This is a genomic window from Pseudomonas canadensis (assembly GCF_030980095.1).
GTDB classification, from domain to species: domain Bacteria; phylum Pseudomonadota; class Gammaproteobacteria; order Pseudomonadales; family Pseudomonadaceae; genus Aquipseudomonas; species Aquipseudomonas canadensis.
On sequence record NZ_CP133298.1, the window covers coordinates 4,354,446 to 4,381,159 of the forward strand.

General features: G+C 60.5%; 29 protein-coding genes. 14 read left to right on the plus strand and 15 right to left on the minus strand.

Annotated features, from left to right (window positions below; translation table 11 throughout):
• Positions 1-131: 131 nt before the first annotated feature.
• Genes RB216_RS20100 through RB216_RS20115 form a run of 4 tightly spaced genes read left to right on the plus strand, consistent with a single transcriptional unit; the run spans position 132 to position 5,137 of the window.
• Entirely contained in the window at positions 132-1,904 is a 1,773-nt protein-coding gene (locus tag RB216_RS20100; protein ID WP_028617244.1) for an N-acetylglutaminylglutamine amidotransferase, read from the plus strand.
• Between the two features lie 3 nt (positions 1,905-1,907).
• Complete coding sequence (gene ngg / locus RB216_RS20105; RefSeq protein WP_028617245.1) at positions 1,908-3,641, plus strand: N-acetylglutaminylglutamine synthetase; 1,734 nt, start codon at positions 1,908-1,910, stop codon at positions 3,639-3,641.
• Positions 3,642-3,665: 24 nt separating this feature from the next.
• Entirely contained in the window at positions 3,666-4,850 is a 1,185-nt protein-coding gene (locus RB216_RS20110; protein ID WP_308907796.1) for an osmoprotectant NAGGN system M42 family peptidase, read from the plus strand.
• Between the two features lie 59 nt (positions 4,851-4,909).
• Complete coding sequence (locus RB216_RS20115) at positions 4,910-5,137, plus strand: YheU family protein (protein WP_003192759.1); 228 nt, start codon at positions 4,910-4,912, stop codon at positions 5,135-5,137.
• Between the two features lie 7 nt (positions 5,138-5,144).
• On the opposite strand, the gene csrA is transcribed toward RB216_RS20115, so the two are convergent.
• Together csrA and RB216_RS20125 are read right to left on the minus strand one after the other, a co-directional pair.
• Entirely contained in the window at positions 5,145-5,348 is a 204-nt protein-coding gene (gene csrA, locus RB216_RS20120; protein WP_028617247.1) for a carbon storage regulator CsrA, read from the minus strand.
• A gap of 129 nt (positions 5,349-5,477) precedes the next feature.
• Entirely contained in the window at positions 5,478-6,293 is an 816-nt protein-coding gene (locus RB216_RS20125; RefSeq protein WP_028617248.1) for an SDR family oxidoreductase, read from the minus strand.
• Positions 6,294-6,621: 328 nt separating this feature from the next.
• Between RB216_RS20125 and RB216_RS20130 the strand changes: the two genes are divergently transcribed.
• Positions 6,622-6,774, plus strand: a complete 153-nt coding sequence (locus RB216_RS20130; RefSeq protein ID WP_015885095.1) for a DUF3309 family protein — start codon at positions 6,622-6,624, stop codon at positions 6,772-6,774.
• 166 nt (positions 6,775-6,940) lie between these two features.
• On the opposite strand, the gene RB216_RS20135 is transcribed toward RB216_RS20130, so the two are convergent.
• The 5 genes from RB216_RS20135 to RB216_RS20155 form a co-directional block, all read right to left on the minus strand.
• Positions 6,941-9,028 (minus strand): LTA synthase family protein, encoded by a 2,088-nt coding sequence (locus tag RB216_RS20135; protein WP_028617249.1) that lies wholly within the window; start codon positions 9,026-9,028, stop codon positions 6,941-6,943.
• Between the two features lie 358 nt (positions 9,029-9,386).
• Positions 9,387-9,578 carry a PLDc N-terminal domain-containing protein gene (locus tag RB216_RS20140; protein WP_003172956.1) on the minus strand — a complete coding sequence of 64 codons (192 nt, stop codon included), beginning with the start codon at positions 9,576-9,578 and terminating at the stop codon, positions 9,387-9,389.
• 68 nt (positions 9,579-9,646) lie between these two features.
• Entirely contained in the window at positions 9,647-10,177 is a 531-nt protein-coding gene (locus RB216_RS20145; protein WP_308907797.1) for a hypothetical protein, read from the minus strand.
• 42 nt (positions 10,178-10,219) lie between these two features.
• Positions 10,220-10,735 carry an ankyrin repeat domain-containing protein gene (locus RB216_RS20150; protein WP_028617251.1) on the minus strand — a complete coding sequence of 172 codons (516 nt, stop codon included), beginning with the start codon at positions 10,733-10,735 and terminating at the stop codon, positions 10,220-10,222.
• A gap of 111 nt (positions 10,736-10,846) precedes the next feature.
• Positions 10,847-12,673 (minus strand): long-chain-acyl-CoA synthetase, encoded by a 1,827-nt coding sequence (locus RB216_RS20155; RefSeq protein ID WP_028617252.1) that lies wholly within the window; start codon positions 12,671-12,673, stop codon positions 10,847-10,849.
• A 352-nt stretch (positions 12,674-13,025) separates the two neighbouring features.
• Between RB216_RS20155 and RB216_RS20160 the strand changes: the two genes are divergently transcribed.
• On the plus strand, positions 13,026-13,304 hold the full coding sequence (locus RB216_RS20160) for a DUF3509 domain-containing protein (RefSeq protein WP_122687130.1): 279 nt from the start codon (positions 13,026-13,028) through the stop codon (positions 13,302-13,304).
• A 60-nt stretch (positions 13,305-13,364) separates the two neighbouring features.
• Here the strand turns inward: RB216_RS20160 and RB216_RS20165 are convergent, their stop codons facing one another.
• From RB216_RS20165 to aroC, 4 genes are all read right to left on the minus strand, one after another.
• Positions 13,365-13,634: a response regulator transcription factor gene (locus RB216_RS20165; RefSeq protein WP_068932116.1), complete on the minus strand. Its 270-nt coding sequence runs from the start codon at positions 13,632-13,634 to the stop codon at positions 13,365-13,367.
• Between the two features lie 212 nt (positions 13,635-13,846).
• Positions 13,847-14,377, minus strand: a complete 531-nt coding sequence (locus RB216_RS20170) for a 1,2-dihydroxy-3-keto-5-methylthiopentene dioxygenase (protein ID WP_068932117.1) — start codon at positions 14,375-14,377, stop codon at positions 13,847-13,849.
• Positions 14,374-15,534, minus strand: coding sequence for an MFS transporter (locus RB216_RS20175; RefSeq protein ID WP_308907798.1), 1,161 nt, complete (start codon positions 15,532-15,534; stop codon positions 14,374-14,376). Before RB216_RS20175 ends, RB216_RS20170 begins: the two co-directional genes overlap by 4 nt.
• A 10-nt stretch (positions 15,535-15,544) precedes the next feature.
• On the minus strand, positions 15,545-16,636 hold the full coding sequence (gene aroC, locus RB216_RS20180) for a chorismate synthase (RefSeq protein ID WP_068932118.1): 1,092 nt from the start codon (positions 16,634-16,636) through the stop codon (positions 15,545-15,547).
• A gap of 143 nt (positions 16,637-16,779) precedes the next feature.
• On the opposite strand from aroC, the gene RB216_RS20185 reads away from it, so the two are divergent.
• The gene (locus RB216_RS20185) at positions 16,780-17,742 is read left to right on the plus strand and encodes an alpha/beta hydrolase (protein ID WP_122687131.1); all 963 of its coding nucleotides are present in this window, start codon (positions 16,780-16,782) and stop codon (positions 17,740-17,742) included.
• A 99-nt stretch (positions 17,743-17,841) separates the two neighbouring features.
• Positions 17,842-18,648 carry a hypothetical protein gene (locus tag RB216_RS20190; protein ID WP_305382076.1) on the plus strand — a complete coding sequence of 269 codons (807 nt, stop codon included), beginning with the start codon at positions 17,842-17,844 and terminating at the stop codon, positions 18,646-18,648.
• 61 nt (positions 18,649-18,709) lie between these two features.
• On the opposite strand, the gene prmB is transcribed toward RB216_RS20190, so the two are convergent.
• Complete coding sequence (prmB, locus tag RB216_RS20195; RefSeq protein WP_016976374.1) at positions 18,710-19,618, minus strand: 50S ribosomal protein L3 N(5)-glutamine methyltransferase; 909 nt, start codon at positions 19,616-19,618, stop codon at positions 18,710-18,712.
• 238 nt (positions 19,619-19,856) lie between these two features.
• Between prmB and RB216_RS20200 the strand changes: the two genes are divergently transcribed.
• The 5 genes from RB216_RS20200 (at position 19,857) to RB216_RS20220 (ending at position 22,639) form a co-directional block, all read left to right on the plus strand.
• Positions 19,857-20,447, plus strand: a complete 591-nt coding sequence (locus tag RB216_RS20200; RefSeq protein ID WP_016976373.1) for a cysteine hydrolase family protein — start codon at positions 19,857-19,859, stop codon at positions 20,445-20,447.
• A gap of 141 nt (positions 20,448-20,588) precedes the next feature.
• Complete coding sequence (locus RB216_RS20205) at positions 20,589-20,909, plus strand: hypothetical protein (RefSeq protein ID WP_028617257.1); 321 nt, start codon at positions 20,589-20,591, stop codon at positions 20,907-20,909.
• A 75-nt stretch (positions 20,910-20,984) separates the two neighbouring features.
• The gene (locus RB216_RS20210; RefSeq protein WP_068932120.1) at positions 20,985-21,542 is read left to right on the plus strand and encodes a Smr/MutS family protein; all 558 of its coding nucleotides are present in this window, start codon (positions 20,985-20,987) and stop codon (positions 21,540-21,542) included.
• 78 nt (positions 21,543-21,620) lie between these two features.
• On the plus strand, positions 21,621-22,166 hold the full coding sequence (folE, locus tag RB216_RS20215) for a GTP cyclohydrolase I FolE (RefSeq protein ID WP_003442011.1): 546 nt from the start codon (positions 21,621-21,623) through the stop codon (positions 22,164-22,166).
• 101 nt (positions 22,167-22,267) lie between these two features.
• Positions 22,268-22,639: a glutathione S-transferase N-terminal domain-containing protein gene (locus tag RB216_RS20220; protein WP_028617259.1), complete on the plus strand. Its 372-nt coding sequence runs from the start codon at positions 22,268-22,270 to the stop codon at positions 22,637-22,639.
• A 93-nt stretch (positions 22,640-22,732) separates the two neighbouring features.
• On the opposite strand, the gene RB216_RS20225 is transcribed toward RB216_RS20220, so the two are convergent.
• The 3 genes from RB216_RS20225 to RB216_RS20235 are packed head-to-tail and all read right to left on the minus strand — an operon-like array spanning position 22,733 to position 25,666.
• Entirely contained in the window at positions 22,733-23,050 is a 318-nt protein-coding gene (locus RB216_RS20225; protein ID WP_236320547.1) for an AtuA-related protein, read from the minus strand.
• A complete protein-coding gene (locus RB216_RS20230) occupies positions 23,047-24,372 on the minus strand; it encodes an acyclic terpene utilization AtuA family protein (protein WP_028617261.1) in 1,326 nt (441 codons plus the stop codon). Before RB216_RS20230 ends, RB216_RS20225 begins: the two co-directional genes overlap by 4 nt.
• 1 nt (position 24,373) lies before the next feature.
• Positions 24,374-25,666 carry a CitMHS family transporter gene (locus RB216_RS20235; protein ID WP_016976366.1) on the minus strand — a complete coding sequence of 431 codons (1,293 nt, stop codon included), beginning with the start codon at positions 25,664-25,666 and terminating at the stop codon, positions 24,374-24,376.
• A gap of 124 nt (positions 25,667-25,790) precedes the next feature.
• On the opposite strand from RB216_RS20235, the gene RB216_RS20240 reads away from it, so the two are divergent.
• Complete coding sequence (locus RB216_RS20240) at positions 25,791-26,678, plus strand: LysR family transcriptional regulator (protein ID WP_308907799.1); 888 nt, start codon at positions 25,791-25,793, stop codon at positions 26,676-26,678.
• Positions 26,679-26,714 lie beyond the last annotated feature (36 nt).

The following is a 26,714-nucleotide window of genomic DNA, read 5'->3' on the forward strand; positions in this document are numbered from 1 at the left end:
ATCAAGGCTCTTTGCCTTATAACCGATTGTTCTAAAACTCCCAGGATAGGCGTGTGTCAGTTTCTGGGTACGCGCCCTTCTGGGCGTATTGAGTGTTTCCCCTCCCCAACGGAAAAACCGGTAAGGAATTTATGTGCGGATTAGCTGGCGAATTACGTTTCGATGCCCAACCTGCCGACCTGGCTGCGATTGAGCGCATCACCCATCATCTGGCCCCCCGTGGGCCCGACGCCTGGGGCTTCCACGCCCAAGGGCCGATTGCCTTGGGGCATCGACGCCTGAAAATCATGGACCTGTCGGACGGCTCGGCCCAACCGATGGTCGATGCGCACCTGGGCCTGTCCCTGGCCTTCAACGGCGCGATCTACAACTTCCCGGAACTGCGTGAAGAGCTGGAAGCCCTGGGCTACGCCTTCTATTCCGGCGGCGACACCGAAGTGCTGCTCAAGGGCTATCACGCCTGGGGCGAAGCGCTGCTGCCCAAGCTCAACGGCATGTTTGCTTTTGCGATCTGGGAGCGTGACGCCCAGCGCCTGTTTATTGCCCGTGACCGCCTGGGCGTGAAGCCGTTATACCTGTCGCGTACCGGCCAGCGGTTGCGCTTCGCTTCGGCACTGCCGGCGTTGCTTAAAGGCGGCGACATCAATCCGATCCTGGATCCGGTTGCGCTTAACCATTACCTGAACTTCCACGCCGTGGTGCCTGCACCGCGCACCTTGCTCGCCGGCGTCGAAAAAATGCCGCCGGCCAGTTGGATGCGCATCGACGCCAGCGGCAACACCGAGCAGAAAGTGTGGTGGACCCTGCCCTACGGCCCACACGACGATGAAAAAAACCTCACTCTCGAAGACTGGACCGACCGCGTGCTCGACAGCACCCGCGAAGCCGTGGCCATTCGCCAACGTGCGGCTGTGGATGTGGGCGTGCTGCTTTCCGGTGGCGTCGATTCGAGCATGCTCGTCGGCCTGCTGCGCGAAGTGGGCGTACAGGATCTGTCGACGTTTTCCATCGGTTTTGAAGATGCCGGTGGCGAAGCGGGCAACGAGTTCCAGTACTCGGACCTGATCGCCAAGCACTACGGCACCCGTCACCACCAACTGCGCATTGCCGAAAGCGAGATCATCGAGCAACTGCCCGCCGCGTTCCGCGCGATGAGCGAGCCGATGGTCAGCCACGACTGCATCGCCTTCTACCTGCTGTCGCGGGAAGTGGCCAAACATTGCAAAGTGGTACAGAGCGGCCAGGGCGCGGATGAACTGTTCGCCGGTTACCACTGGTACCCGCAGGTGGACGGGGCGAGCGATCCCTACGCGGCTTATCGCGAGGCTTTTTTCGACCGTAGCTACGACGACTACGCGGCCACTGTCGCGCCGAAATGGCTGACTGCCAACGACGCCGCCGGCGACTTTGTGCGCGAACATTTCGCCATGCCCGGCGCCGACGCCGCCGTGGACAAGGCCCTGCGCCTGGACAGCACGGTGATGCTGGTGGACGACCCGGTCAAACGTGTCGACAACATGACCATGGCCTGGGGCCTGGAAGCGCGCACGCCGTTTCTGGACTATCGCCTGGTGGAACTCTCGGCCCGTGTGCCTGGCAAGTTCAAACTGCCTGATGGCGGCAAGCAGGTGTTGAAAGAAGCTGCGCGTCGCGTGATCCCGAGCGAAGTCATCGACCGCAAAAAAGGCTATTTCCCGGTGCCGGGCCTCAAGCACTTGCAGGGCGATACCCTGAACTGGGTACGCGAACTGCTACTCGACCCGAGCCAGGATCGTGGCCTGTTCAATCCCGCGATGCTCGACCGCTTGCTCACTGACCCGCAAGGCCAATTGACCCCGCTGCGCGGCTCCAAGTTGTGGCAGCTGGCGGCGCTGAACCTATGGCTCAGCGAACAAGGAATCTGATCGATGAAACCCCATGCAGCGGCTTACAGCCAACGCTTGCTCAAAGGCCAGGCGCCCACTTATGAGCGCCTGCAAGCGCGCCTGGCGGAAGATGGCAGCCCCTTGGCAGCCGAACCAATTGCCGTGCATTGCGGTTGGGGCCGGCTGTTGATCGGTCATACATTCCCAGACCCTGCCAGCCTCGCCCAAGAGTTGCTCAACGAGCAGCCGGGCGAACGGGATATCGCACTGTATGTGGCGGCGCCCCAGCAGATTCTGGGGATTGATCCGCAGCAGTTGTTCCTTGACCCGTCCGATACATTGCGCCTGTGGTTCAGCGACTATCGCCCGGCCACTCGGGTGTTTCGCGGTTTCCGCATTCGCCGGGTCCAGACCGAGGCGGATTGGTTGGCGGTGAATCAGTTGTATCAAGGCCGCGGCATGTTGCCGGTCGACGCCGAACGCCTCACACCGCGCCATCAAGGTGGCCCGGTGTATTGGCTGGCGGAAGACGAAGACAGCGGCGCGGTGATCGGCAGCGTCATGGGCCTCAATCACCAAAAGGCCTTTCACGACCCGGAAAACGGTTGCAGCCTGTGGTGCCTGGCAGTCGATCCGCAATGCACGCGGCCCGGCGTGGGCGAAGTATTGGTGCGCCATTTGGTGGAGCACTTCATGAGCCGTGGCCTGAGCTATCTGGACTTGTCGGTGTTGCACGATAACCGCCAGGCCAAGAACCTTTACGCCAAGCTTGGCTTTCGCGCGCTGACCACTTTTGCGATCAAGCGCAAGAACGGCATCAACCAGCCGCTGTTTCTCGGCCCGGGCCCACAGGCGGGGTTCAATCCCTATGCGCGGATCATTGTCGAGGAAGCCCATCGGCGTGGCATCGACGTGCAAGTGGATGACGCCGATGCGGGCTTGTTCACGCTGAGCCATGGCGGGCGTCGCGTGCGTTGCCGTGAATCCTTGAGCGATTTGACCAGCGCCATCAGCATGACCCTGTGCCAGGACAAAAGCCTGACCCACAAAGTGCTGAAAGCCGCCGGTTTGAAACTGCCGTCACAGCAACTCGCGGGCAGCGCGGATGACAACCTGGAGTTTCTCGACGAACACCAGCGCATCGTGGTCAAGCCGTTGGATGGCGAACAAGGCCAGGGTGTGGCAGTGGATCTGCAAAGCATCGAGGAGGTGCAGCAGGCGATTGAAGCCGCGCGGCAGTTCGACAGCCGTGTGTTGCTGGAGAGCTTTCACGAAGGGTTGGACCTGCGCATCCTGGTGATTGGTTTCGAGGTGGTCGCCGCTGCGATCCGTCGCCCTGCCGAAGTGACCGGTGATGGCCACCATTCCATCGGCGCGTTGATCGAAGCCCAGAGCCGTCGCCGCCAGGCCGCCACCGACGGTGAAAGCAAAATCCCGTTGGATGCCGAAACCGAACGCACCTTGAAAGCCGCCGGTTTCGACTACAGCAGCATCCTGCCCCGTGGTCAGACCCTGGCCGTGCGCCGCACCGCCAACCTGCACACCGGCGGGTGCCTTGAAGATGTCACCGCGATCCTGCACCCAACGCTGGTGGACGCCGCCGTGCGCGCCGCCCGTGCCCTGGACATCCCAATGGTGGGTCTGGACCTGATGGTGCCCGCCGCCGATCAACCCGAATACGTGTTTATCGAAGCCAATGAACGGGCCGGCCTGGCCAATCATGAACCGCAGCCTACCGCGGAGAAATTTGTGGATTTGCTGTTTCCCCATAGCTGAACGATCCGAACCCCAGGAGTCTTTATGAGCCGAACCATCCCCGAACCGGATCTGAATTACCTGCAAAAAGTCCTGCTGGAAATGCTCGCTATTCCCAGCCCTACCGGATTTACCGACACCATCGTGCGTTACGTCGCCGAGCGCCTGGAAGAACTGGGCATTCCCTTCGAAATGACCCGGCGCGGCACCATCCGCGCTACGTTGAAAGGCCAAAAAAACAGCCCAGACCGCGCCGTGTCCGCTCACCTGGACACCATCGGCGCCGCCGTGCGTGCAATCAAGGACAATGGCCGCCTGAGCCTGGCACCGGTGGGCTGCTGGTCGAGCAGGTTCGCCGAGGGCAGCCGCGTCAGCCTGTTCACCGATAACGGTGTGATCCGTGGCAGCGTGTTGCCGCTGATGGCCTCCGGGCATGCGTTCAACACCGCCGTGGATGAAATGCCGGTGAGCTGGGATCACGTGGAACTTCGCCTCGACGCCTACTGCGCGACCCGCGCCGATTGCGATTCCCTGGGGATTGGCATCGGTGACTATGTGGCCTTCGACCCGTTGCCGGAATTCACCGAGAGCGGCCACATCAGCGCCCGCCACCTGGATGACAAGGCCGGTGTCGCCGCCCTGCTCGCCGCGCTCAAGGCCATCGTCGACAGTGGCGAACCCCTGCTGATCGACTGCCATCCGCTGTTCACCATCACCGAGGAAACCGGCAGCGGTGCGGCTGCTGCCTTGCCTTGGGACGTCAGTGAGTTTGTCGGCATCGATATCGCCCCGGTCGCCCCCGGCCAGCATTCAAGCGAGCACGCGGTAAGCGTGGCGATGCAGGATTCCGGCGGGCCGTATGACTATCACCTGTCGCGGCATTTGCTGCGCCTGGCGTCGGAGAATGAATTACCCGTGCGCCGCGACCTCTTCCGCTATTACTTCAGCGATGCACATTCAGCGGTCACCGCCGGCCACGATATCCGCACGGCCTTGCTGGCGTTCGGTTGCGATGCGACCCATGGCTACGAGCGTACCCACATCGATAGCCTCGCGGCCCTGAGTCGTTTGCTGGGTGCTTACATTCTCAGCCCGCCAGTGTTCGCCAGTGATGCGCAACCGGCCCAGGGCTCCCTTGATCGATTCAGCCATCAGATCGAGCACGAGACGCAGATGGAGAGCGATACCCGTGTGCCACCGGTGGACAGCCTGGTGGGCAACAAGTCCTGAGGCTGGCAACTATGATCCCGGCGCAGTAGCATCGCCGGGATCCATCACCCGAGGCTTGTATGCTGATTCCCTACGACGCACTTGAAGTCGACACCCTCACCCGCCTCATCGAAGACTTTGTCACCCGTGACGGCACCGACAATGGCGACGACACGCCCCTGGAAACCCGCGTGCTGCGCGTGCGCCAGGCATTGACCAAGGGCCAGGCACTGATCGTGTTCGACCCGGAGAGCGAGCAGTGCCAGTTGATGCTCAAGCACGACGTGCCCAAGCATTTGTTCGACTGACCGGGTTTCAAGGGTTGGGCACAGGCTCCGGATGCGTTCTGGCGCCTTGGCGTTCGAGGATTTTCTGGTACACCTCCGCTCGATGAACCGGCACCCCGGCCGGCGCGCCAACGCCGAATTTCACCTGGTTACCGTTCAACTCAAGGATGTGCACGGCGATGTCATCGCCGATGGAAATGACTTCGCCTACACCGCGGCTTAGGACCAGCATGGCGGTTGTCCTTTTAACAATGAAAGGACCTCGACCATGCGCGCACTGGGTGGGCCGCAGCAATGGCTCGCGACGAAAACAGGCACTGCCTACAAGAGCAGGTAAATTACCTGACAGAGCACTACCTGATCAGCCCTTGGCCGCCTGCGCTTTGGCGCGCATTTTGTCGGCCATAGTGGTCATCTCGTCATAGAGCAACTGCGGGTTCTTTTGCTTCAAGGCCCACGCCATCCGCCCTTGTTCATGGGGCAGGATCATGAACTCGCCCTCTGCCACGCGCTGGTAGATGTAATCGGCAATCTGCGCCGCCGAAATCGGCGAGCTTTCAAGCAACTTGCCCACCTGGGCCTTCATCGCCGGGGTTGGCCCACGAAACGAATCGAGCAGGTTGGTCTGGAAGAACGATGGACACACCACGTGCACGCCGACTTCCTGCTGCTTGAGTTCCACCAGCAGGCTTTCCGACAGCGCGACCACGCCGGCCTTGGCTACGTTGTAGTTGCTCATCGCCGGCCCCTGCATCAATGCCGCCATGGACGCGATGTTGATGATGCGACCCTTGCTCTTTTCCAGCAGCGGCAGGAACGCTTTGCAGCCCTTGACCACGCCCATCAGGTTGATTGCGATCTGCCAATCCCAGTCCTCCAGGGACAGTTCGGCAAAGAACCCACCGGAGGCCACGCCGGCATTGTTGACGATCACATCGATGCCACCCAACTTGACCTCGCAAGCCTGGGCAAACGCGGTGAGCTGGCTGTAGTCGCGCACATCGCAACGCTGGATAAACCCGTCGCCGCCTGCCTCGCGTACCAGTTTAAGAGTTTCCTGCAGGCCCGGCTCGCTGACGTCCGACAAAGCCAACTGCCACCCTTCACGGGCCCAACGCAAAGCGATTTCGCGGCCCAGGCCCGACCCGGCACCAGTGATCATCATGCGATTTTGCATAAGAAGTAGCCTTGTGGTTCACGGAAGAAGTGACCGGCAGTGTAGCGAAGGTCTTTCCTGCCCCCATCCACCATCAGAATGATGAATGCCCCTGGCAAACCGGCAGCTGGGTCGGAGGCTCGCGTATAGCCTAAGTTCAATATTTTTCAACTAACCACGCGCATTCGCGAACGCATTAAAAGAAATAAGCAAGTTTGCGAAATGCTTTAAAAAAATACTGAATTTTCCGCAGTTGTCGACAGTCGGAGTTGTTAAGGCGTTCGTGAATCAACTAGCGGGCCTATCGTTAATAACCGGTCTTTGCTGAAGGCCAATAAGGAAAAAAACCATGAGCCTCATTCTGATCATTATCCTGATCCTCCTGCTGGTCGGTGGTCTGCCAGTATTCCCTCACTCGCGCAACTGGGGTTATGGCCCGTCGGGTATTCTGGGTGTCGTACTGGTGGTCCTGCTGGTACTGTTGTTGCTCGGCCGGATATAAAAGCCAACCCCTGTAGGAGCGAGCTTGCTCGCGAAGATCGTTAACGGTGACACGGAGTTTCTGAATAAACGCGTTGCCCTTGCGTTTTTCGCGGGCAAGCCCGCTCCTACAGTAAACAAAGCAAAAAAAAGAGGCCTTTGAAGGCCTCTTTTTTATTGCCGGTTAATTAGTCCGGCTTACCGTCAACTACGCCGGCAGTGTTATCCAACAGGCTCTTGGTTGCCGTCTGCAGGAATGACTCCAGCTTCTGCCGTAATGCAGCTTCGTCCGGCGATTCAGCAATCACTTTGCCGGTCGGGTTGGCGCCCAGCTCATATTCCCACAGCTTGGGCGGCATTTCCTTCGGCAGTACCAGCACCCGGTCGCCGGTGAGCAACGCGACCGTCTGGTCGCTGCCTGAAGGCTTGATCACGCCAAAGCCCTTGTCGCCTTCCGGCAGGTTCAGCAGGTCGCGACCCCAGCACTGGTGCAGGGTTTCGCCACCCAGGCGGCCCATGATGGTCGGCACGATGTCGATCTGGGTGCCGACGGTGTGGTCACGCTCGCCGAACTTCTCTTGGATGCCTGGTGCAATCATCAGCATCGGCACGTTGAAGCGGCCCAGATCCATTTCGGTGATTTGCTGCTCGTTACCGAAGCCGTGGTCGCCCACGATGACGAACAGGGTTTCCTTGAAGTACGGCTCCTTGCGGGCTTTTTCAAAGAACTGGCCCAAGGCCCAGTCGGAGTAGCGCATCGCCGTCAAATGCTCGTCGAGGCTGCCACGACCCGTGACCTTCTCCACCGGCAATGGCGTCGGCAAGGCATACGGTGTGTGGTTGGACAGGGTTTGCAGCAAGGCATAGAACGGCTTGCCGCCTTCGCGGGCTTTCAATTCTTCCAGGCCACGGTTGAACATATCCTGGTCGGACACGCCCCACGTCGGGTCGGAGAACACCGGGTCGACGAAGTCGTTACGACCGATGAAGTTGGTCATGCCCTGGTTGCTGAAAAAGCCCGACTGGTTGTCCCAGGCGAAATCGCCGTTGTAGACATACACATCGTCAAACTTGCGCGCACTGAGCAACTGCGGCAGGCCCGACAGCTTGTGGCTGCCTTCAGGGGTCTGCATCAGGTATTCGAACGCCGGCAGGTTCGGGAAGCACGCCATGGTGGCGAACATCCCCTGGTGGGTGTGCGTGCCGTTGGAGAAGAAACGGTCGAACAGCAAGCCTTCCTTGGACAGTTTGTCGAAGTACGGCGTGATATTGCCCGGACGCCCCAGCGCGCCTACCGAGTGACCGGCGAAGCTTTCCATTAGGATCACGACGACGTTCTTGATCGGCAGGGTTTTCTCGGCCGGCGGAGTGAACTCACGGCGCACGGCGGCGGTGTCGGTATCCACCAGTTTTTCGGTCGGCAGCACCAGCATGTCACGCACGGTCTGGGTCGCCAGCGGCTGCTCCAGTGTGGCTTTCCAGGTATTGTCACGGTGTTCAGAGAAACGTGCCTTGGCCGCACCGATCAACGACAGCGTGCCATTGAGGCCCAACTGGTTGGCGAAGTTCGAGTCGGTGGTGTACACGTCCCCCCAACGCAGCGGCGGGCCCTGGCGCAGGGTGCCACGAATGGCGACCACGGCGATCAGCAGGCAGACCACAAACACCGCAATGCGGGTGTACCACGGTGCCACTTGACGGGTGCCGATACTGCCACCGCTGAACGGCCCGCGTGGGCGCGTTGCGCGGTCGGCGCCCTTAAAGGCCATGCTCAGGATCAGCGTCCCCACGGCCCAGGCCAGCAGGTAGCGCACCACCGGGAAACCGTACCAGAGCATGCTCATCACGGTTTTCGGGTCTTCCTTCACATATTGGAAGACCAGACCGTTGAGGCGCTGGTGGAATTCACGGTAGAAGTCCATTTCCATCAGGCCCAGGAACAGGGCAATGCTGGACGCGACGGTCAGCCACAGACGGAAGAACCCACGCGCGGCCATGGCGCGGACGCTGAACAGCGCCAGCAGCAGCGGAACCAACGCGTACATCACAAAGCGGATGTCGAAGCGCGTGCCATTGACAAACGCTTCCAGGAAGGTCGAGGCCGGCGTGTCGAGGATCATTTCGCGGTTGTACACCAGCAGCGCCAGGCGCAGCAGGGAGAACATCACCATCATGACCAGTGCGCAGAGCAGCGTGTACGCCAGATGGGATTTGACGGTCGGTTGCAGCAAGCGATTTGAAGCTCGCTGCTGATTCAGGGCGTCCGGGTTTGCCATGTCGTTTTAGGACCCATTGGAAGTTTAAGTGACGAAGTGGTGCAGTGGCGCGAATGGTGCCCGATCAATGCCAGCAAGGCTATTAATTACTGAACGCACACCGCAGCCCCGCCTTTAGTGGCGCTTGGAATAGAGCCCTGGCAGGGAAATAAAGCCGGCGAATTGTCTTGGATGGGATGTGAAAATTCTGTGCAGCGAATATTTCGAAACATAAATCTAATGATGTGCTGAAACCAATGTGGGAGCGGGCTTGCTCGCGAATGCAGTGTGTCAGTCGAAACATCCGTGACCGATAGACTGCATTCGCGAGCAAGCCCGCTCCCACATGGACTGTGCCCAGTCTAGATCGATTGGATAATCAAATCCGCACGTTGCCCCGCGGTCCGGCGATTGCCCAGATGATCAGCCCCAGCACCGGCAGCAGCAGGATCAACAGGATCCACAGCACCTTGGCGCCCGTGCTCGCGCCGCTTTTGAACACGTTGATGATCGCCCAGATATCCAGCGCCAGAATGATCAGCCCGATCAAGCCGTTAAAAGTGGAACCCATGGTGTCGCTCCTAAGTGAGGGCATGCACTTGTAGGATAGTCAGCGCTGGCGGGGGTTCCGTTTTATTTTCAGACGTGAACGGCGATCTTTAGCGCTTCCAGGGACGGCTCAGCCTTGATGCCGACTTCAGCGCACAGCGCCAGCACGCGGGGCAGATCGTTACCGTACACCAGCACGGCCTGGATCTCGTCATCCAACAGTTGACTGAAATTGAGCAGCACATAGCCACCGTCTTCCGGGCTCAGCGCACTCATCTGGATCTGGATGCGGTTCAGCGCGGTGAGGTCTTCGGTCTTCGCAAGCTGCTTGGGCTTGAGGTTGAATGCCACGCCAGGACCAAACGAGGCGACGATCTGCGCGAACAGGTCGCCGTAGGTGTCGGCCTGGAACAACGCGGTCTCCGGCAGGCTGCCGACGACGACCCACTCCCCCAACGGAATCGGGAAGCTGTCGTCGTAGTTGATATCGGGGTTGGCCGCCAGAAATGCCACGGGGTCCGCGTAGGCCTGGGCCGCCTCATCGGCAATGCGCGCCACTTCGTCCTCGCTCATGACACCGGCGCTGATTTTGCTGATGAGTTCGACGAGGGCGGTTTTCATGGGTGTTGTCCTGTGGCGGGCGGGTTTTCGAGCGCGCGTAGCCTACACCAGTTTTTGCAACTTCGCCGCCGTATCCACTGCGCCCATGGTGTGTGCTGCCGCCAACGCGGTTGCGCCTTGGGCATCAGTAGCCTTGGGGTTGGCGCCCTGGCCGAGCAGGTAGTCGAGCATTTCGACGCGATTGAACATCGCCGCCATCATCAATGCTGTACGGCCATCGGAGGACGACGCATCCACTGGCGCACCGCCTTCGATCAGTGCCTTGACCACCTCCAGGTTGCCCTTGAACGCCGCGCCAGCCATCGGCAACTGGTTCTTGTCGTTGGCAATCAGAGGGTCAGCCTTGAATTCCAGCAGTACTTTTACCGCGTCGGCATGACCGTGGTAGGCCGCCAACATCAACAGGGTGTCGCCATTGTGATTACGGAAGTTTGCCGGCAAGCCCTTGGCCAGTAGCGCGGCAAGCATGGCGGCGTCGCCTTTGCGGGCGACGTCGAACACCTGCTCGGCAAATTCTGCTGCTTCATCATCGGTCATTTGTTTGGCTTGTTCTGACATGTGGGGCTCCTTGTCTGGTCCTTTATATGGCGCCCAGTGTCGCGACGGAGTTCCCACCTGTCATGGCTTTTTTGTCAAAAGGCGCCATAGGCAGAATCAATAACGCAGCTTTTAATAACGGAACTGGCCACCTTGGATCTGCGCCAACAATTGTCCCGTCACCGGCACATAGCAGTCCGAACCCGGCAACCAGGCATAGACCGGGTCATTGCCCGCTTTTTCAGGGTCGAACGCCTCCTCCTTGAGCTTTACCTTTTGGTATTTGAACGTACCCGTGGTTTCCATCTTGACCTTGATACGCAGGAACAACGGCACCGCGTAATGCGGCAACTGGCCGTGGGCGAATTGCAGCAACTCACGCATATCCAATGAGGCCAGGGATTCGCTCGGGGTGATGGCAACCATGCCGGCGCGGCCGTTAGTGTTTTCGATTTCCACACCGTAGGCCACCACTTCAGCGATCTGCGGGTGCTGCAGCAGCACGTTCTCGACTTCGGTCGTCGAGACGTTTTCGCCCTTCCAGCGATAGGTGTCGCCCAAGCGGTCGACAAATTGCGCATGACCGAAGCCGATGCTGCGCACCAGATCGCCGGTATTGAAGTAGCGGTCGCCCTTCTCGAATACGTCGGTGAGGATGACCTTGCGGTTCTTTTCCGGGTCGGTGTAGCCGTCATAGGGTGACTTTTCATCGATCCTGGCCAATAGCAGGCCTTGTCCACCCGTCTTCACTTTATGCATGAAGCCATCGCTGCCACGGATCGGCTCACCGCTGTCGTGGGCGTAGTCCACCAGCGCCCAGTGCTGAAGGCAAAAGCCGACGGTGTTATCGAAATTCAGAATGTTGGTGAACCCGATATTGCCGTCGCTGGCGGCATACAACTCGCAGACATGCTCAACCCCGTACCGCGCCTTGAACTGCGCCCACACGCCAGGACGCAGGCCATTGCCGACCATCTTGGTCACACCGTGATCACGGTCGTTGAGGTTGGCCGGTTGATCGAGCAGGTAACGGCACAATTCACCGACATAACCCAAGGTGGTCGCCTTGAACCGACGGGCCTCATCCCAGAACTGGCTGGCGCTGAACTTGCGCCGGATGGCGAACCCTGATGCCCCGACAATCGCCGAGCCCCAACACACGCAGAGGCCGGTGGCGTGGTACAGCGGCAAGGTGCAATAGAGGACATCGTCCGGGCCCATGTCCAAGGCGATGCTGCCGAAGCTGACAGCGGTTTTGGTCCAGCGGCCATGTTTCATGATGCCGGCCTTGGGCAGGCCCGTGGTGCCGGAGGTGTAGATATAGAAGCAGGGATCGTTGAAGAAGATCTGCGCGGTACTGGCCGGGTTATCCACCGGGGCGTCGGCGCTGGCGGCTATCAGATCGGAGTACCCGTCAGGCAGCGCGCTGGCCTGTTGGTCAGCGACAAACCAGGTGCGCTCGGCGGGAATTTCCACTTGATTGCGTACGGCCTCGTATGAAGCCACCAATTCCGCGCCCACCACAATCGCCGCCGGGCTCACCAGGTTCAGGCTGTGCACCAGCGCCGCTTGGGTCTGCGCCGTATTGAGCATGGCGCAGATGCCGCCCAACTTGGCTACAGCCAGCACATTCAGCAGCAGCTCGGGACGGTTTTCGATAAACATCGCTACCACATCGCCCTTGCGAATGCCCTGGGCCTGCAAGTGGTGGGCGATACGGTTGGCGGACTGGTTGGCTTGCGTGTAGGTGAGCACGCGGTCGGCGTACAACAAAGCGGTGCCCTGTGGATTGCGCAGGGTAGCTTGCTCGAAGTGCCAGCCCAGGCCACAGGGCTGCTGAGGGTCGGTGACGTTGGCGGCACGCATGCCGCGCACCACCCGTGGCAGGGCGCGAACAATGGCAGGCACCTTACGCAGCATCATGCCCCAGGTGATCATGTCGTTTTGCGAATGGCTCATGGGAACGTCCTTTTTCTTATTCTTCGTAAACCTTGCGGGAAAGTACGTCAGCCTCTCTTCGGCTGTACACGCAGGATTTGAAAAGTTTTGTATCCCGATGAACGCCCGCTGAAAAAAGGAATTCAGCGACGCCGATGCAGTCTCTAGGAATAAGGGTGGGCCCGTTCGGCGCCGTGGAGCCACGCAAAATGCAGGATGCATGATGGCCATTCATGCAAATTGCACGAAACCGAAAATTTGTAATTTTTATATCTTATTGATTTATAACGATATTTCATAAAACCAATAGCTGGCACAATCACTGCACCTATCTCTCCATGCTTGCCAACTTGAGCCAATGGAGCTGATAGACATGAGCCTGATCCAAGATAAATTCGCTTCAGTATTCTCCAACTACGACGTCACCACCCAGCCACGTCCCGACGGCGGCATCCTCTTGACCCTGCGCAACAGCGAAGGCAAGCAGGTCAAGCGCTCCATCTCCTACCAGCAGTTGCACACGGCCGACCAATTGACCTGGGTGATCAGCGCTATCCGCCGCGACCTGGCTGAACAAGCCAGCGACCTGCCACAGATTTCGATGCTGCAAAGCCAGAACCGCTTTGCCCTGCCGACCTACCACTCGGTCTAAGCAGCAGATAAAGCAAAGGGCCGCGACACCCTAGGGTGTCGCGGCCCTTTTTCCATGTATTCAGCAAAGCCCCTTGCGCGCCGCTTCGTTCATTGCCTGGACACGGTTATTGACCTCCAACTTGCCGTAGATATTGCGCAAATGGAATTTCACCGTGGCTTCAGACGTGGCGCGTATCTGGCTGATCTCCCACACCGTCTTGCCTCCCGAGGCCCAGCGCAGTATTTCCAGCTCCGTGGGCGTCAGACTCTTGCCCGCCAGATTAATGCGCCGCCTGACAGCGTTGGGCACCGAATACGGCGCCTGGAACAATTCCCGTGGGCCTCTCATTGGTTTCTCTCCATTTTTATTGACTGACGCCCTATCACCCTTCGAATTCCTCCTATTGACGGATGATATAAACGTTATTGCCGGGGAGAGTTACATAAGGCGTGGGACTAAAGCGCGCCCCCCACAATAAACAGCAAGACCCTACAGGAGCTTAAGTTTCTTCCTACAACAACTTGCAACATGCGGGGATTGAAGTTTCTGGTAGCTAGCGATTAATCATCCAAAGCGGGAAAACTGTGGGCAATATCGTCACCGGTGAATTCAGGAATCCACCCTTTCGCGGTATTGAATAAACGCAACGCCACGAAGTGCGGGTTATCACCCATGTCAAACCAGTGCGCCATACCGGCCGGGACCACCAGCAGGTCGTTTTTCTCGCAGCGTACGGCGTATACGTAATCGCCTATGTGCAACGCGAACAGGCCCTGGCCGGCGAGGAAGAAACGCGCGTCGTCTTCGCTGTAGCGGCGCTCCTCAAGAAACTGCCCACGTAACTCGGCGTTCTGCGCGGGGTCTGCGGCATTCCTCAGCACCTCGGCGGCGCTGTAGCCGAGCTTATCGATCTGCGCCTGACAGGCGGCGATCAGCTCGGCATCGCTGGCGCCCCGCTCGACCGAACCAGGCTGCCAGCGCTCAAAACGCACGCCCTGCTCGGCCAAGGTGGCGGCGATGTCCTCGAAATGGGTCAGGACCTTGTTCGGCGTATCCGGTGTAGCGACGGAGTAGACAGCGACATAGCTCATTGAAGGGTTCCTTGGTTCTGCTCTTGCAATCGAAAACCGATGATAACGGTGGCCGCCAGGGCAGCGACGCTGGCGATGCTGAAGGTCAGGGTCGGCCCCAACAGGTTCCAACTGTAGCCTGAATACAGAGCGCCCAATGCGCCGCCAGTGCCGGCCAGCGCCGCATACAGCGCTTGGCCCTGGCCTTGTTGCCTGTCACCGAAACTGCGCTGCACAAAGGCAATCGCCGCCGCATGAAAACTGCCGAAGGTAGCGGCGTGCATCACCTGCGCCAGTAACAGCACCCAGAAAAATTCGGCAAACGAGCCCAGCAGCAGCCAGCGCAGTGCCGCCAGCAGGAAACTCGCCAGCAACACCCGGCGTACCGAAAAGCGCGAAAGGATGCGGCTCATGGCCAGGAACATCAGCACTTCCGCCACCACCCCCAACGCCCACAACATCCCGATCACACCGCGGCTGTAGCCCAAGTGTTCGAGGTGCAAAGTGAGAAAGGTGTAATACGGGCCATGGCTCATCTGCATCAGCGCCACGCAGGCATAAAACGCCAGGACGCCGGGGCTGCGTAATTGCTTGAGAAAACCGTCACCCGCCGGGCGATTGCCGTGGCTGGCAGGCTGCGCATTCGGCACCCACAGGCTGGCACCGATGATGCCGGCCATGATCACCACGACCACTACCGGGTAGATGTCCAGGCTCAGCCAGTCGAACAGGCGGCCCATGACCACCACGGTGAGAATGAAGCCGATGGAGCCCCACAGGCGGATCTGGCTGTAGCGCGAGGTCTGTTTTTGCAGGTGCGCAAGGGTGATCACTTCAAACTGCGGCAGCACTGCATGCCAGAAGAACGCATGCAGCGCCATGACCAGCGCCAGCCAGGCGTAGGTGTGGCTGATAAATATCAGCGAAAAACTTGCCAGGGTGCACACCGCGCCGAACCGCACGATGGCCAGCCGCCGGCCGGTGTAGTCGCCCAGCCAGCCCCACAGGTTGGGCGCCACGCAGCGCATCAGCATGGGGATGGCGACCAGCTCGCCGATGCGCGCGCTGGAGAACCCCAGGTGGTCGAAGTACAGCGCCAGAAAGGGCGCCGTCGCCCCCAGGAGGGCGAAGTAGAAGAGGTAGAAGCTGGAGAGGCGCCAGTACGGAAGGGCTGTCACAGCCGAACCGTCACAGCTGGCCCAGCACCGGCGTACTCACGCGAACATCGGCATTCTGCCCACGGTTGCGCAGCAGGTGATCCATCAACACGATGGCCATCATAGCTTCGGCGATCGGTGTTGCACGGATGCCCACGCAAGGATCGTGGCGCCCCTTGGTGATCACGTCCACCGGGTTGCCGAGCACATCAATCGAACGGCCCGGCGTGGTGATGCTCGACGTCGCCTTGAGCGCCAGGTGCGCCACAATCGGCTGACCGGAAGAAATGCCACCGAGGATGCCGCCCGCGTTGTTGCTGAGGAAACCTTCCGGGGTCAGCTCGTCGCGGTGCTCGGTGCCGCGCTGGGACACACAGGCGAAGCCGGCGCCGATTTCCACGCCTTTCACCGCGTTAATGCTCATCAGCGCATGGGCCAGCTCCGCGTCGAGGCGGTCGAAGATCGGTTCGCCCAGACCGGGTTTCACGCCTTCGGCAACCACAGTGATCTTGGCGCCGACGGAGTCCTGGTCGCGGCGCAACTGGTCCATATAGGCTTCCAGTTCCGGCACCTTGTCCGGGTCGGGGCTGAAGAAGGCGTTGTCTTCCACGCTGTCCCAGGTCTTGAACGGGATTTCAATCGGGCCCAACTGGCTCATGTAGCCACGGATCACAATGCCCTGGGTTGCCAGGTATTTCTTGGCGATGGCACCGGCCGCCACGCGCATCGCGGTTTCGCGCGCCGAGCTGCGGCCGCCGCCACGGTAGTCGCGCTCGCCGTATTTGTGGTGATAGGTGTAGTCGGCGTGGGCCGGGCGAAACAGGTCCTTGATCGCCGAGTAGTCCTTGGACTTCTGGTCGGTATTGCGGATCAACAGGCCGATGGCGCAACCGGTGGTGCGGCCTTCGAACACGCCAGACAGGATCTCGACTTCGTCGGGCTCCTGGCGCTGGGTGGTGTGGCGGCTGGTGCCGGGCTTGCGGCGGTCGAGGTCGCGCTGCAGGTCTTCCAGGGACAGCTCGAGGCCGGGCGGGCAGCCGTCGACAATGGCGACCAACGCCGGGCCATGGCTTTCGCCCGCGGTGGTGACAGTGAACAGCTTGCCGAAGGTATTGCCGGACATGCAGGGCGCTCCGTGAAATCAGTTGAATCAAGTCAACCGTAATAACTTAAGGCGGCCAGTATACGCAGGCTAACCGAGTAGTTCATCCTCGAAACCTTAGCGGTAGACCTTGGTCCAACCGGCACCTCTCTCTTGATGGCGCGATGATGCTGCGAGTTCTGCTTTTGACCCTCACCCTGTTTTCCAGCCTAGGCTTCGCCGCCTCCCCTGTGGTGCTGCAACGGCCAATCAGCCTGGACACCGGTAGCGGCGAGCTGTTTGGTTCGCTCTTGCTGCCCAAATCCGACAAGCCAGTACCGGTGGTGCTGATCATCGCCGGTTCCGGCCCTACCGACCGCAACGGCAACAGTGCCGACGGCGCGCGCAACGACAGCCTCAAACGCCTGGCCTGGGTGCTGGCGCGGCATAACATTGCCAGCGTGCGCTACGACAAGCGCGGCGTAGCGGCCAGCCTGGCGGCGACCCCCGACGAGCGCAACCTGACCCTGGACGCCTACGTCGCCGACGCCGTGGCCTGGGGCAAATTGCTCAAGTCTGACAAGCGCCTGGGCCCGCTGATTGTGCTGGGCCACAGCGAAGGAGCGTTGGTGGCGGCCCTCGCCGCGCCGCAATTGGACCCGGCGGGCGTGGTCTCGCTGTCCGGCAGCGCGCGCCCGGTGGATCAAGTCATCCGCCAACAGTTGGCCGATCACCTGCCCCCTGCCCTGCTGCTGCGCAGCAACCAAATCCTCGATCATCTCAAGGCCGGCCAAGTGGATGCGGATGTGCCTGGCCCGCTGGAAGGCATTTTCCGACCCAGTGTGCAGCCGTATCTGATCAGCCTGTTCCGTGCCGATCCTTCGGCAGCCTTTGCCAAATTGAACATGCCGGCACTGATCATCCAGGGCACCAACGATATCCAGGTCGGTGTGGGCGATGCCCAGCAACTGAAAAAGGCCAAGCCCGACGCGCAGCTTGTGCTGATCGAGGGTATGAACCACGTGATGCGCATCGTGCCCAACGAGGTGAAACAGCAATTGGCCTCCTACAACGACCCGCAACTGCCCCTCGCCGCCGAGTTGGGCAACCGCCTGGTGCGCTTTATCGACGGACTTCAACCCCGTTAAGCGACAATTTGCCTCCAGTCCTGGGGAAAACGGCCGATAAGCCCAGAGTCGACAGTAAAAAGACTGTCGACTCGCAGGGCTTGGACAGGATCGCGCCGCATGACAACCACTGAAGCAACACCGGAATCCACCGCCGACACCCCGGCTGACACAACCGAGGCCGTCGACGCGGCGCCCCTGCCGTGGGCGGATGTCCAGCCTGAGCATTTCAAAATGCTGCGCCTGGCGCCCCTGGCCACCGACCGTGCCACCGGCGTGCGGCCGTTGCGCTTCGTGCAGTTCGGCTACGCCGAGCGCAACGACAAACACCACAGCCTGTTGCGCATGGTCATCCAGTTGCCCGGCCAGCGCGTGCGCCGTGAACAGAATCACCTGGATATCTGGGTTGATCACGATAAACATCGCGTGCACTTCGGCCCCGGTAATAGCCTGGAAATCGAACCGGCCAACCGTGGCATCGGTCGTTTCCTGGTGGCCCAGGGGGCCGCATGGGCGAAAAAGAAATGGTCGCACTATCGCCTCGACGGCGTTGACCTGGCCAACAAGGACGCGCTGAACGAAGCCACCCGCCTGCGTCGCGATCACTTCCTGCGCATCCAGGGCTTTGATGTGGCTTATGCCGATGTGCAGCACCTCAAGGGTAACGTGCAGCCGGGCAAGGTCAGTGATGTGCTGGACAGTTGGAACACTGAAAAAGTGCAGTTCGTCGAGATTCTGGAAGCGGCGCAGATGCTGCAACAGGCCGAGCAGAATCTGTTGGAGCAGGAAGTGAAGCTGCGCAAGGAAGAGGAAAAGGTCACCAAGTTCAAGCGTGAGGACAGCGGGTTGCGCTTTACCATCACGTGCCTGGTGGCGTTTACAGTATTTCAGGCGGGATTATTGATCTGGATTGCTACACACCGCTAATCCAAATGCTTGATTAAATCTCCTGTAGGAGCCGGCAAGCCGGGCTCCTACAAGGTGTGCGTCACACTCGGGCGGCGAACACCGCCTGATGTTGACGGCACTGCTCAGCCGTCAACATGAACACCCCGTGACCGCCGCGCTGGAAGTCCAGCCAGGCAAAGTCCACTTCCGGGTACAACGCCTCGACATGCACCTGGCTGTTACCCACTTCAACAATCAGCAACCCCTTCTCGGTGAGGTGGTCCGCCGCCTCGGCCAGCATGCGCCGCACCAGGTTCAGGCCATCATCGCCACACGCCAGGCCCAGTTCCGGTTCGTGCTGGTATTCGTCAGGCATATCGGCGAAGTCTTCGGCATCCACATACGGCGGGTTGGACACGATCAGGTCAAAGCGCTGGCCCGGCAGGCCGTCGAATCCGTCCCCCTGCACGGTGTAGACACGTTCATCGACGCCATGGCGTTCGATGTTCTGGTTGGCCACTTCCAGGGCTTCGAAGGACAAGTCCCCCAGCACCACTTCGGCGTCCTGGAACTCATAGGCACACGCGATACCGATGCAACCGGAACCGGTGCACAGGTCGAGGATGCGTGCCGGTGGCTGCGCCAGCCAGGGTTCGAAGCGGTTTTCGATCAGTTCGCCGATCGGTGAACGCGGGATCAGCACGCGTTCATCGACGATAAACGACATGCCACAGAACCAGGCCTCGCCGATCAGGTAAGGTGTCGGCACGCGTTCGTGGATGCGGCGATGCAACAAGCGTTGCAGGTGGGCGACTTCCTCTTCTTCCAGGTTGCAATCAAGGTAGCTGTCGGCAATTTCCCACGGCAAGTGCAAGGCACCGAGCACCAGTTGCCGGGCATCGTCCCAGGCATTGTCGGTGCCATGGCCAAAAAACAGGTCTTCCCCATGGAAACGGCTGACAGCCCAACGGATGTGGTCGCGCAAGGTGCGCAGGCGGGAAGTGGTCACGGGGCAAGCTCCTGGAAAAAACGACTGGCGATTCTAACAGCCTTCACCTGTACCGACGATGTACGAAAACCCGTCGCCATCCGTCGGATTTCATCCAAATTGCCATCATTGTGTTAAACAGGCCCACCTCTTGACATGGCTGCACGTCAACAACGGCGTACCTTACGATGGTAGCGATTCACAGAACCGCTCAGCCAGTGGACAATGTCGCAAAAGCCCCCCTCACAGGAGCCCCAGAATGTCCGTTCCAAAGACGATGTTTCAACTCAGCGGTCGTGGTTACGCAGCAGCGAACCTCAGCCATGCGACCCTCGTGATCATCGACGCCCAGAAGGAATACCTCAACGGCCCGCTCGCCCTCTCGGGCATGGACGCGGCCGTCGGCAACATCAAGCAGCTTGTGTCAGCCGCCCGCAACGCCGGGCGCCCGATCGTGCATGTACGTCACCTGGGCACCGTGGGTGGTCTGTTCGATCCACAGGGCGAGCGTGGCGAATTCATTCCGGGCCTTGAGCCGGAAGGCGACGAAACCATCATCGGCAAGCTGCTGCCCAGCGCCTTTCATGGCACCGGCCTGGAAAAACACTTGCAGGACCTCGGCTCCCTGGACCTGATCGTCTGCGGTTTCATGAGCCACTCCAGCGTCAGCACCACCGTGCGCGCCGCCAAGAACCTGGGCTTTCGCTGCACCCTCGTGGAAGACGCCTGCGCCACCCGCGACCTGCCTTACAAAGGTGGCATCCTCAGCGCCGAGCACGTGCAGCAAACCGAAATGGCCATCATGGCCGACAACTTCGCCACCCTGGCGTTGACCAAAGATCTGATCTGATCGACCTTCAGATGAGCGGCGCGGCCTGTTTACGGCCCCGCTCATCCGCAAAGCCCTTTCATTTGGCGCATTTACCCCTCGCCCCGGAACAACCTGTGTATTGTCCGGTCGAAGGGCCGATACCCTGGAGGAAAGGTCGGAATGAAGATATCCGATGGTTTTGACGCTCGTCGCTTGCGCCCAAAGGGCCCGAGCAACTGGCGTCTGCGCCTGGTAGCCGGCATTGCCGCGTTGCTGGCGATAGTTGGTTTGCTGTTGGCCGGCGCTGGTGGCGCCGGTTTGTTTGGTCACTCGCCAGCCCTTGGTGAATTGAATGCCAGCCCTGGCGGCTCGGCGATTCTGTTGGTGATCGGGCTGCTGGTGCTGTGGTTGGGCGTATGGTTATGGCGGCGCAGCCGTCGGAAGATGCGTCAGCCGTTGTCGCTGAACATCGCTTCACACCTGATGAAAAAGCACGACTGATGGCGCTTGGATAGCGTTTCCTGCGCCCTGGCCGCCGCGATTTAGGTAAACTGCCCGCCCTTCGCGGAGGCCAACATGCAAGACGACGATTTTTCCCTATTCAAAAACGAGCTGCGCGGCGTCAAGCCGATCAAGCACGACCGCGCCGACACCGGCAAACCCAAGGCCGACCGGGCGCAGATCGCCAAGCTGCGTCAGGCCGCGACCGTGCGCACCGATGCCACCACCGTGGATGGCCTGTCGGACCAGTTCGTGATCGACGTCGGCCCCGAAGACGAGCTGATGTGGGCCCGCGATGGCGTGCAGGAAAGCCAGATGCGCAAGCTCAAGGCCGGCCAGATCCCGTTCGAAGGCAGCCTTGACCTACATGGCATGAATGTCGAAAAAGCCCGAGAAACCCTGTGGGCCTTCCTGGCTGAAGCCACCAAGTTCGAAATCCGCTGCGTACGCGTCACCCACGGCAAGGCTGTGCGGCTGGACGGCAAGCGCCCGATGATCAAAAGCCACGTCAACACCTGGCTGCGCCAGCATGCCCAGGTGCTCGGTTTTGCCTCATGCCAGGCCCGCCACGGCGGCGCGGGGGCGGTGTATGTGATGCTCAAGCGCACCATGATGGAAGGGCGCGACGAGTAACAAGTGCCATCGTCAGGCTTGCAGCGATGTGCCCGCCACCGTAACCTTGCGCTTTGCGAAAATCCCACAGGTAGTTTCATGTCCCTGGAACAGAATTACACCGCGATCCTCGGCCAACTCGGCGAGGACGTTTCCCGCGAGGGCCTGCTCGACACGCCAAAGCGTGCCGCCAAGGCGATGCAGTACCTCTGCCGCGGCTATGAGCAGACTCTGGAAGAAGTCACCAACGGTGCCTTGTTCAGCTCCGACAACAGCGAAATGGTGCTGGTCAAGGACATCGAGTTGTACTCGCTGTGCGAACACCACCTGTTGCCGTTCATCGGCAAGGCCCACGTAGCCTACATCCCGAGCGGCAAAGTGCTGGGCCTGTCCAAGGTTGCGCGGATTGTCGACATGTACGCGCGCCGCCTGCAGATCCAGGAAAACCTCAGCCGCCAGATCGCCGACGCGGTGATGCAAGTGACCGGCGCCCTGGGCGTGGCCGTGGTGATCGAAGCCAAGCACATGTGCATGATGATGCGCGGTGTGGAGAAACAGAATTCGTCGATGATCACTTCGGTGATGCTGGGTGAGTTCCGCGAAAACGCGGCCACCCGCAGCGAATTCCTCAGCCTGATCAAGTAACAGGCTGTGCACAAAAAAACCGGCGTTCATCGCCGGTTTTTTTTCGTCTGCAAAATTGAGGTAAGCTGCGGCCCCTTCTTCATGGGCAAGAGGTTTCAGCCATGTTCGTCAAAGCACTTCGAGTGGGCCTCGGCCACGTCATCATCGCGGGCGACTTTCTTACCCGCCCACGCAAAAAGCAGCGTTCCGCCGAGCAACAGGCACAGGTGAATGCAGCGGCCAAAGAGCTGACGCTGTATCAGTTCCACGCCTGCCCGTTCTGCGTGAAGACCCGTCGCACCCTGCACCGCCTGAATGTGCCCGTTGCGCTGAAAGATGCGAAGAATAACGACCAGGACCGCCAGACCCTGCTGGAGCAAGGCGGCAAGATCAAGGTGCCGTGCCTGCGTATCGAAGAGAATGGCCAGACCACCTGGATGTATGACTCCAAGGTGATCATTGATTACCTCGATAAGCGTTTCGCAGCAGTCTGACAGCCCCCCACCTGTAGGAGCCCGGCTTGCCGGCGATGGCGTCCGTAAAATCGCCGCCTGGCGTTGGGGCCTCATCGCCGGCAAGCCGGGCTCCTACAGGGCGTTGATATCCAGATCCAGCAGCGCGGACCCTAGGCATTTGCCATGGGCATCCAGCGCCAGCGAGCGGGTGACGCCGCCGCGCAGGATGCCCGGCAACACGAAGTTCAGCGCCTGCACATTCGGCAACTCATAACGCCGCACCGGCGCCGCACCCGGTTCCCGTAAGCCCGCGAAAAACTCGGCCACGCGCTCGGCCGTCAATTGTTCGCAGAGCAGTGGGTAGTCCTCGACACGATAAGCAATGATCGAAATGTTCGACGTGTCGCCCTTATCCCCTGTGCGGGAATGGGCCAGCATCTGCAGCTTCATGCTTCGATCCTCGGGTTGACCTTATCGCGCGGCAGCAACAACGACGCTACCGCCACCACCTGACGCACGCTTTTGCTGGCACCGCCGCCGCCCGACGGGCCGTTGGTGTAGAGGGTTTCCACTTCATTGCCCACCCGAACCGCCTCACCACGCTCCTCACAGCGAGCCGCCACGCGCAGGCGCACTTCCCAAGGCTCGACCGTGCTGCGCGGACCGTGGAGCGAGTCCATGCCGATCAACTCAGCACGCACGTCCTGCATCTTCACGCCCATCAGTTCAAGACGCTTGAGGACGACATCCCGAGCCAGCTGCGCCCGTGCGACAGCGCCGGGACCGCCGTAGGACATCTGCCCTTCACCTATCCAACCGTCCAGATAGCCGACACTGACCTTCAACTTTTCGGGGCGCGCGAGGCCATCTGCACCTCGAGCACGCACGCGGTCGACGCTTTCCTCAACGAAACTCACTTGAGAGAAATCGGCCGTCACGTCAGGCGTGAGGTACGCCGCCGGGTCGTGCACTTCATAGATCAGCTGTTCAGTGCAGGTCGCACGGCTGACCCGCCCGCCGGACCCACCCACCTTGGTAATCACCGCCTCACCGTCCTCAGCGATCTCGGCCAAGGGGAAACCCAGGCGCGCCAGGTCCTCCACATCCTTGAAGCCAGGATCTGCGAAATAGCCGCCGCTGACTTGCCCGGCGCATTCAAGCAAATGCCCCACCAACGTGCCGCGCCCCAGACGCTGCCAATCGTCCGCTGCCCAACCGAATGCAAACATCTGCGGTGCCAGGAACAGCGAGGGGTCAGCCACACGCCCGGTGATCACTACGTCCGCATCGGTCTTCAACGCCTGCAGAATGCCGTCGACGCCCAAATAGGCATTCGCGGAAATCAGTCGTGCGCCCAAGGAACCGACCGTCTGGCCGTTATCCAGCAAACACTCGGGCTGCAACACGCTCAACACATCATCGCCGACGACAGCGACCACCTTGAGATCAAGGCCCAATTCTTTGGCGATTCGCCGCACTTCACTGGCCGCTGCCACCGGATTGGCCGCGCCCATATTGGTAATCACCCGCAAGCGACGACGCCCGGCTTTCACGCCAACGAAAGGCAACACGCGGCGCATACGCTCACTCAACAACGGGTCGTAACCGCCCTCTGGATCGCTGATTCGCGCCTGCTGCGCCAAAGCAATCGTGCGTTCGGCCAGGCATTCGAACACCAGATAATCCAGGTCGCCCTGCTCGGCCAGTTCCACGGCAGGTTCGATACGGTCGCCGGAATAGCCGGCGCCGGAACCGATGCGCAAGGTTTTCATCTCAAATAACTCCCAAGAGCAACGCAGTCAGGGTCATCAACACCGACGCGGCAAACAGAAACGGAATGGTGAAGCGCTGGTGATCGGCCAGTTCGATCTTGCACAGGCCCACCAACAGGAAGGTCGCGGGGGTCAGCGGGCTGACTGGGAAGCCAGTGGTGTGCACACCCAGCAACGAGGCCTGGGCTACTTGCAGCGGGTCGACGCCTAGGGCCTTGCCGACTTCGGCGATCACCGGCATCACGCCGAAATAGTAGGAATCCGGGTCAAACAGCATGCTCAGTGGCATGGAAATGAAGCCCACCACCGCCGGGATCAACTTGCCGTGGCCGGCCGGAATCTGCGCCACCGCCACTTCGGCAATCGCCTTGAGCATGCCGGTGCCCTGCATGATGCCGGTGAACACCCCGGCGGCGAGCAGGATGCTGGCCATGGTCAGGGCGGTTTTGGCATGGGCGTCGATGCGGGCACGCTGGGCGTCGACGTTCGGGTAGTTGATACACAGTGCCACTACCGTGCCGAGCATGAACATCACCACCGGATCGACCCAACCGGCAATCATCACCACCATCACCAACACGGTCAGGATCAGGTTGACCCAGAACAGGCGCGGGCGACGCAGCTTGATGTCATCGTCACTCAGCACCCGTTGCGGCACCGCATCCACGGTGGAGCCAGCGCCGAGGCCCAGGCGTTTCTCTTCGCGACGGCCGAGCCACCAGGCACAGGCGAACACAAAGATCAGGCCGACAATCTGCACGGGGATCAGCGGCTGGAACAGGTCCGCCACCGGCACGTGCAGGGCCGCAGAGGAACGCAGCACCGGACCGGTCCACGGCAAGAAGTTGACCCCGGCCGCCATCGCGCAAACACAAGCCAGGATGCGTTTATCGATGCCCAGCCGTGTATACAACGGCAGCATCGCCGGCACCGTCACCAGAAAGGTCACCGCGCCGGAGCCATCCAAATGCACCAGCAGCGCCAGGGTCGCGGTGCCTACGACAATGCGTGTAGGACGCGTGCCTACCGTGCGCAGGATGCGATCAATGATGGGGTCGAGCATGCCGGCATCGGTCATGATCCCGAAAAACAGGATCGCAAACACAAACATGCCCACCACGGGGGCGACGTTCTTGATGCCGGTGATGATGAAGGCGCTGGTTTGCAAGCCGAACCCGCCAAGCAGCGCGGCGATGATCGGCAGGGCGATCAGGGCCACCAGTGGCGAAAGGCGTTTGCTCATGACGGCAGCGAGCAGGCACAGGATGGTAATGACACCCAGGGTAGCGAGCATGGGTTACTCCAGAGCGGCCTGATGGCCGGTTATTGTTTTCCCTGGAGTATTGGAAGCGGGTTAATCTTTGTAAATTGGAATATTCACCCGCTAGTGTTCGGAAAAACAAAATGAAGCTGCTCTTATGAAAAACAGCATCCAACACATCCAGGCTTTCCTCGCCGTCGCTCGCACCGGCAGTTTCACCAAGGCCGCCAACGAGTTGCACCTGTCGCCCTCTGCGCTCACCGTACAGGTGCAACAGCTGGAAGACTGGCTCGGCGTCGCCCTGCTCGACCGCAGCCCTCGCCATGTCAGCATCACCGCTGCGGGCCAGGACGCGCGGGGCCCCATGGAAAAACTGCTGCTGGACCTGGACAACATCGTCACCGGCTCCCGCGACCTTGCCGCCCTGCGCCGAGGCGTGGTCACTATCGCTGCCCTGCCCTCCGTATGCGCCGGCACATTGCCGCCGGTTCTACGCGTGTTTCGCGAGCGCTTTGCCGGGATCGAAGTGCGCCTGCATGACCTGGTGGCCCATCGCATTCATGCCCAAGTGCGTTCCGGCGAGGTGGATTTCGGCATCGGCGTGCGCGCACGGCTCAGCCACGGCCTGGAATTCGTGCCGGTGTTGAATGATCGCTTGTGTGCGTTTGTGCCGGTCGACCATCCGCTGACCCGCCATCGCACACTGACCCTGGAGCAGTTGGCCGATCAGCCGATCATCCTCACTGGCCGCGACAGCAGCGTGCGCGAGCAAGTGGATGCATTGTTCGATGAGACTCGGTTGACGATGAACGCCGGCATGGAGGCCAACTACATGTCGACGGTATTGGCATTGGTGCGCCAAGGGTTGGGGATCAGTGTGCTGCCGGAGTCGGCGGCGGACAGCCTGGAGGGATTGAAACGCATCAACATCGATCATCTCGGCGTGAACCGGGAGATCGGGTTGATCAGTCGCAGCGGGATGGGCTTGAGCCCCGCGGCGCAGCGGTGTTTTGATCTACTGAATACAGAATTGCGATCCCTGTAGGAGCCCGGCTTGCCGGCGATGGCGCCCCTGAAAACG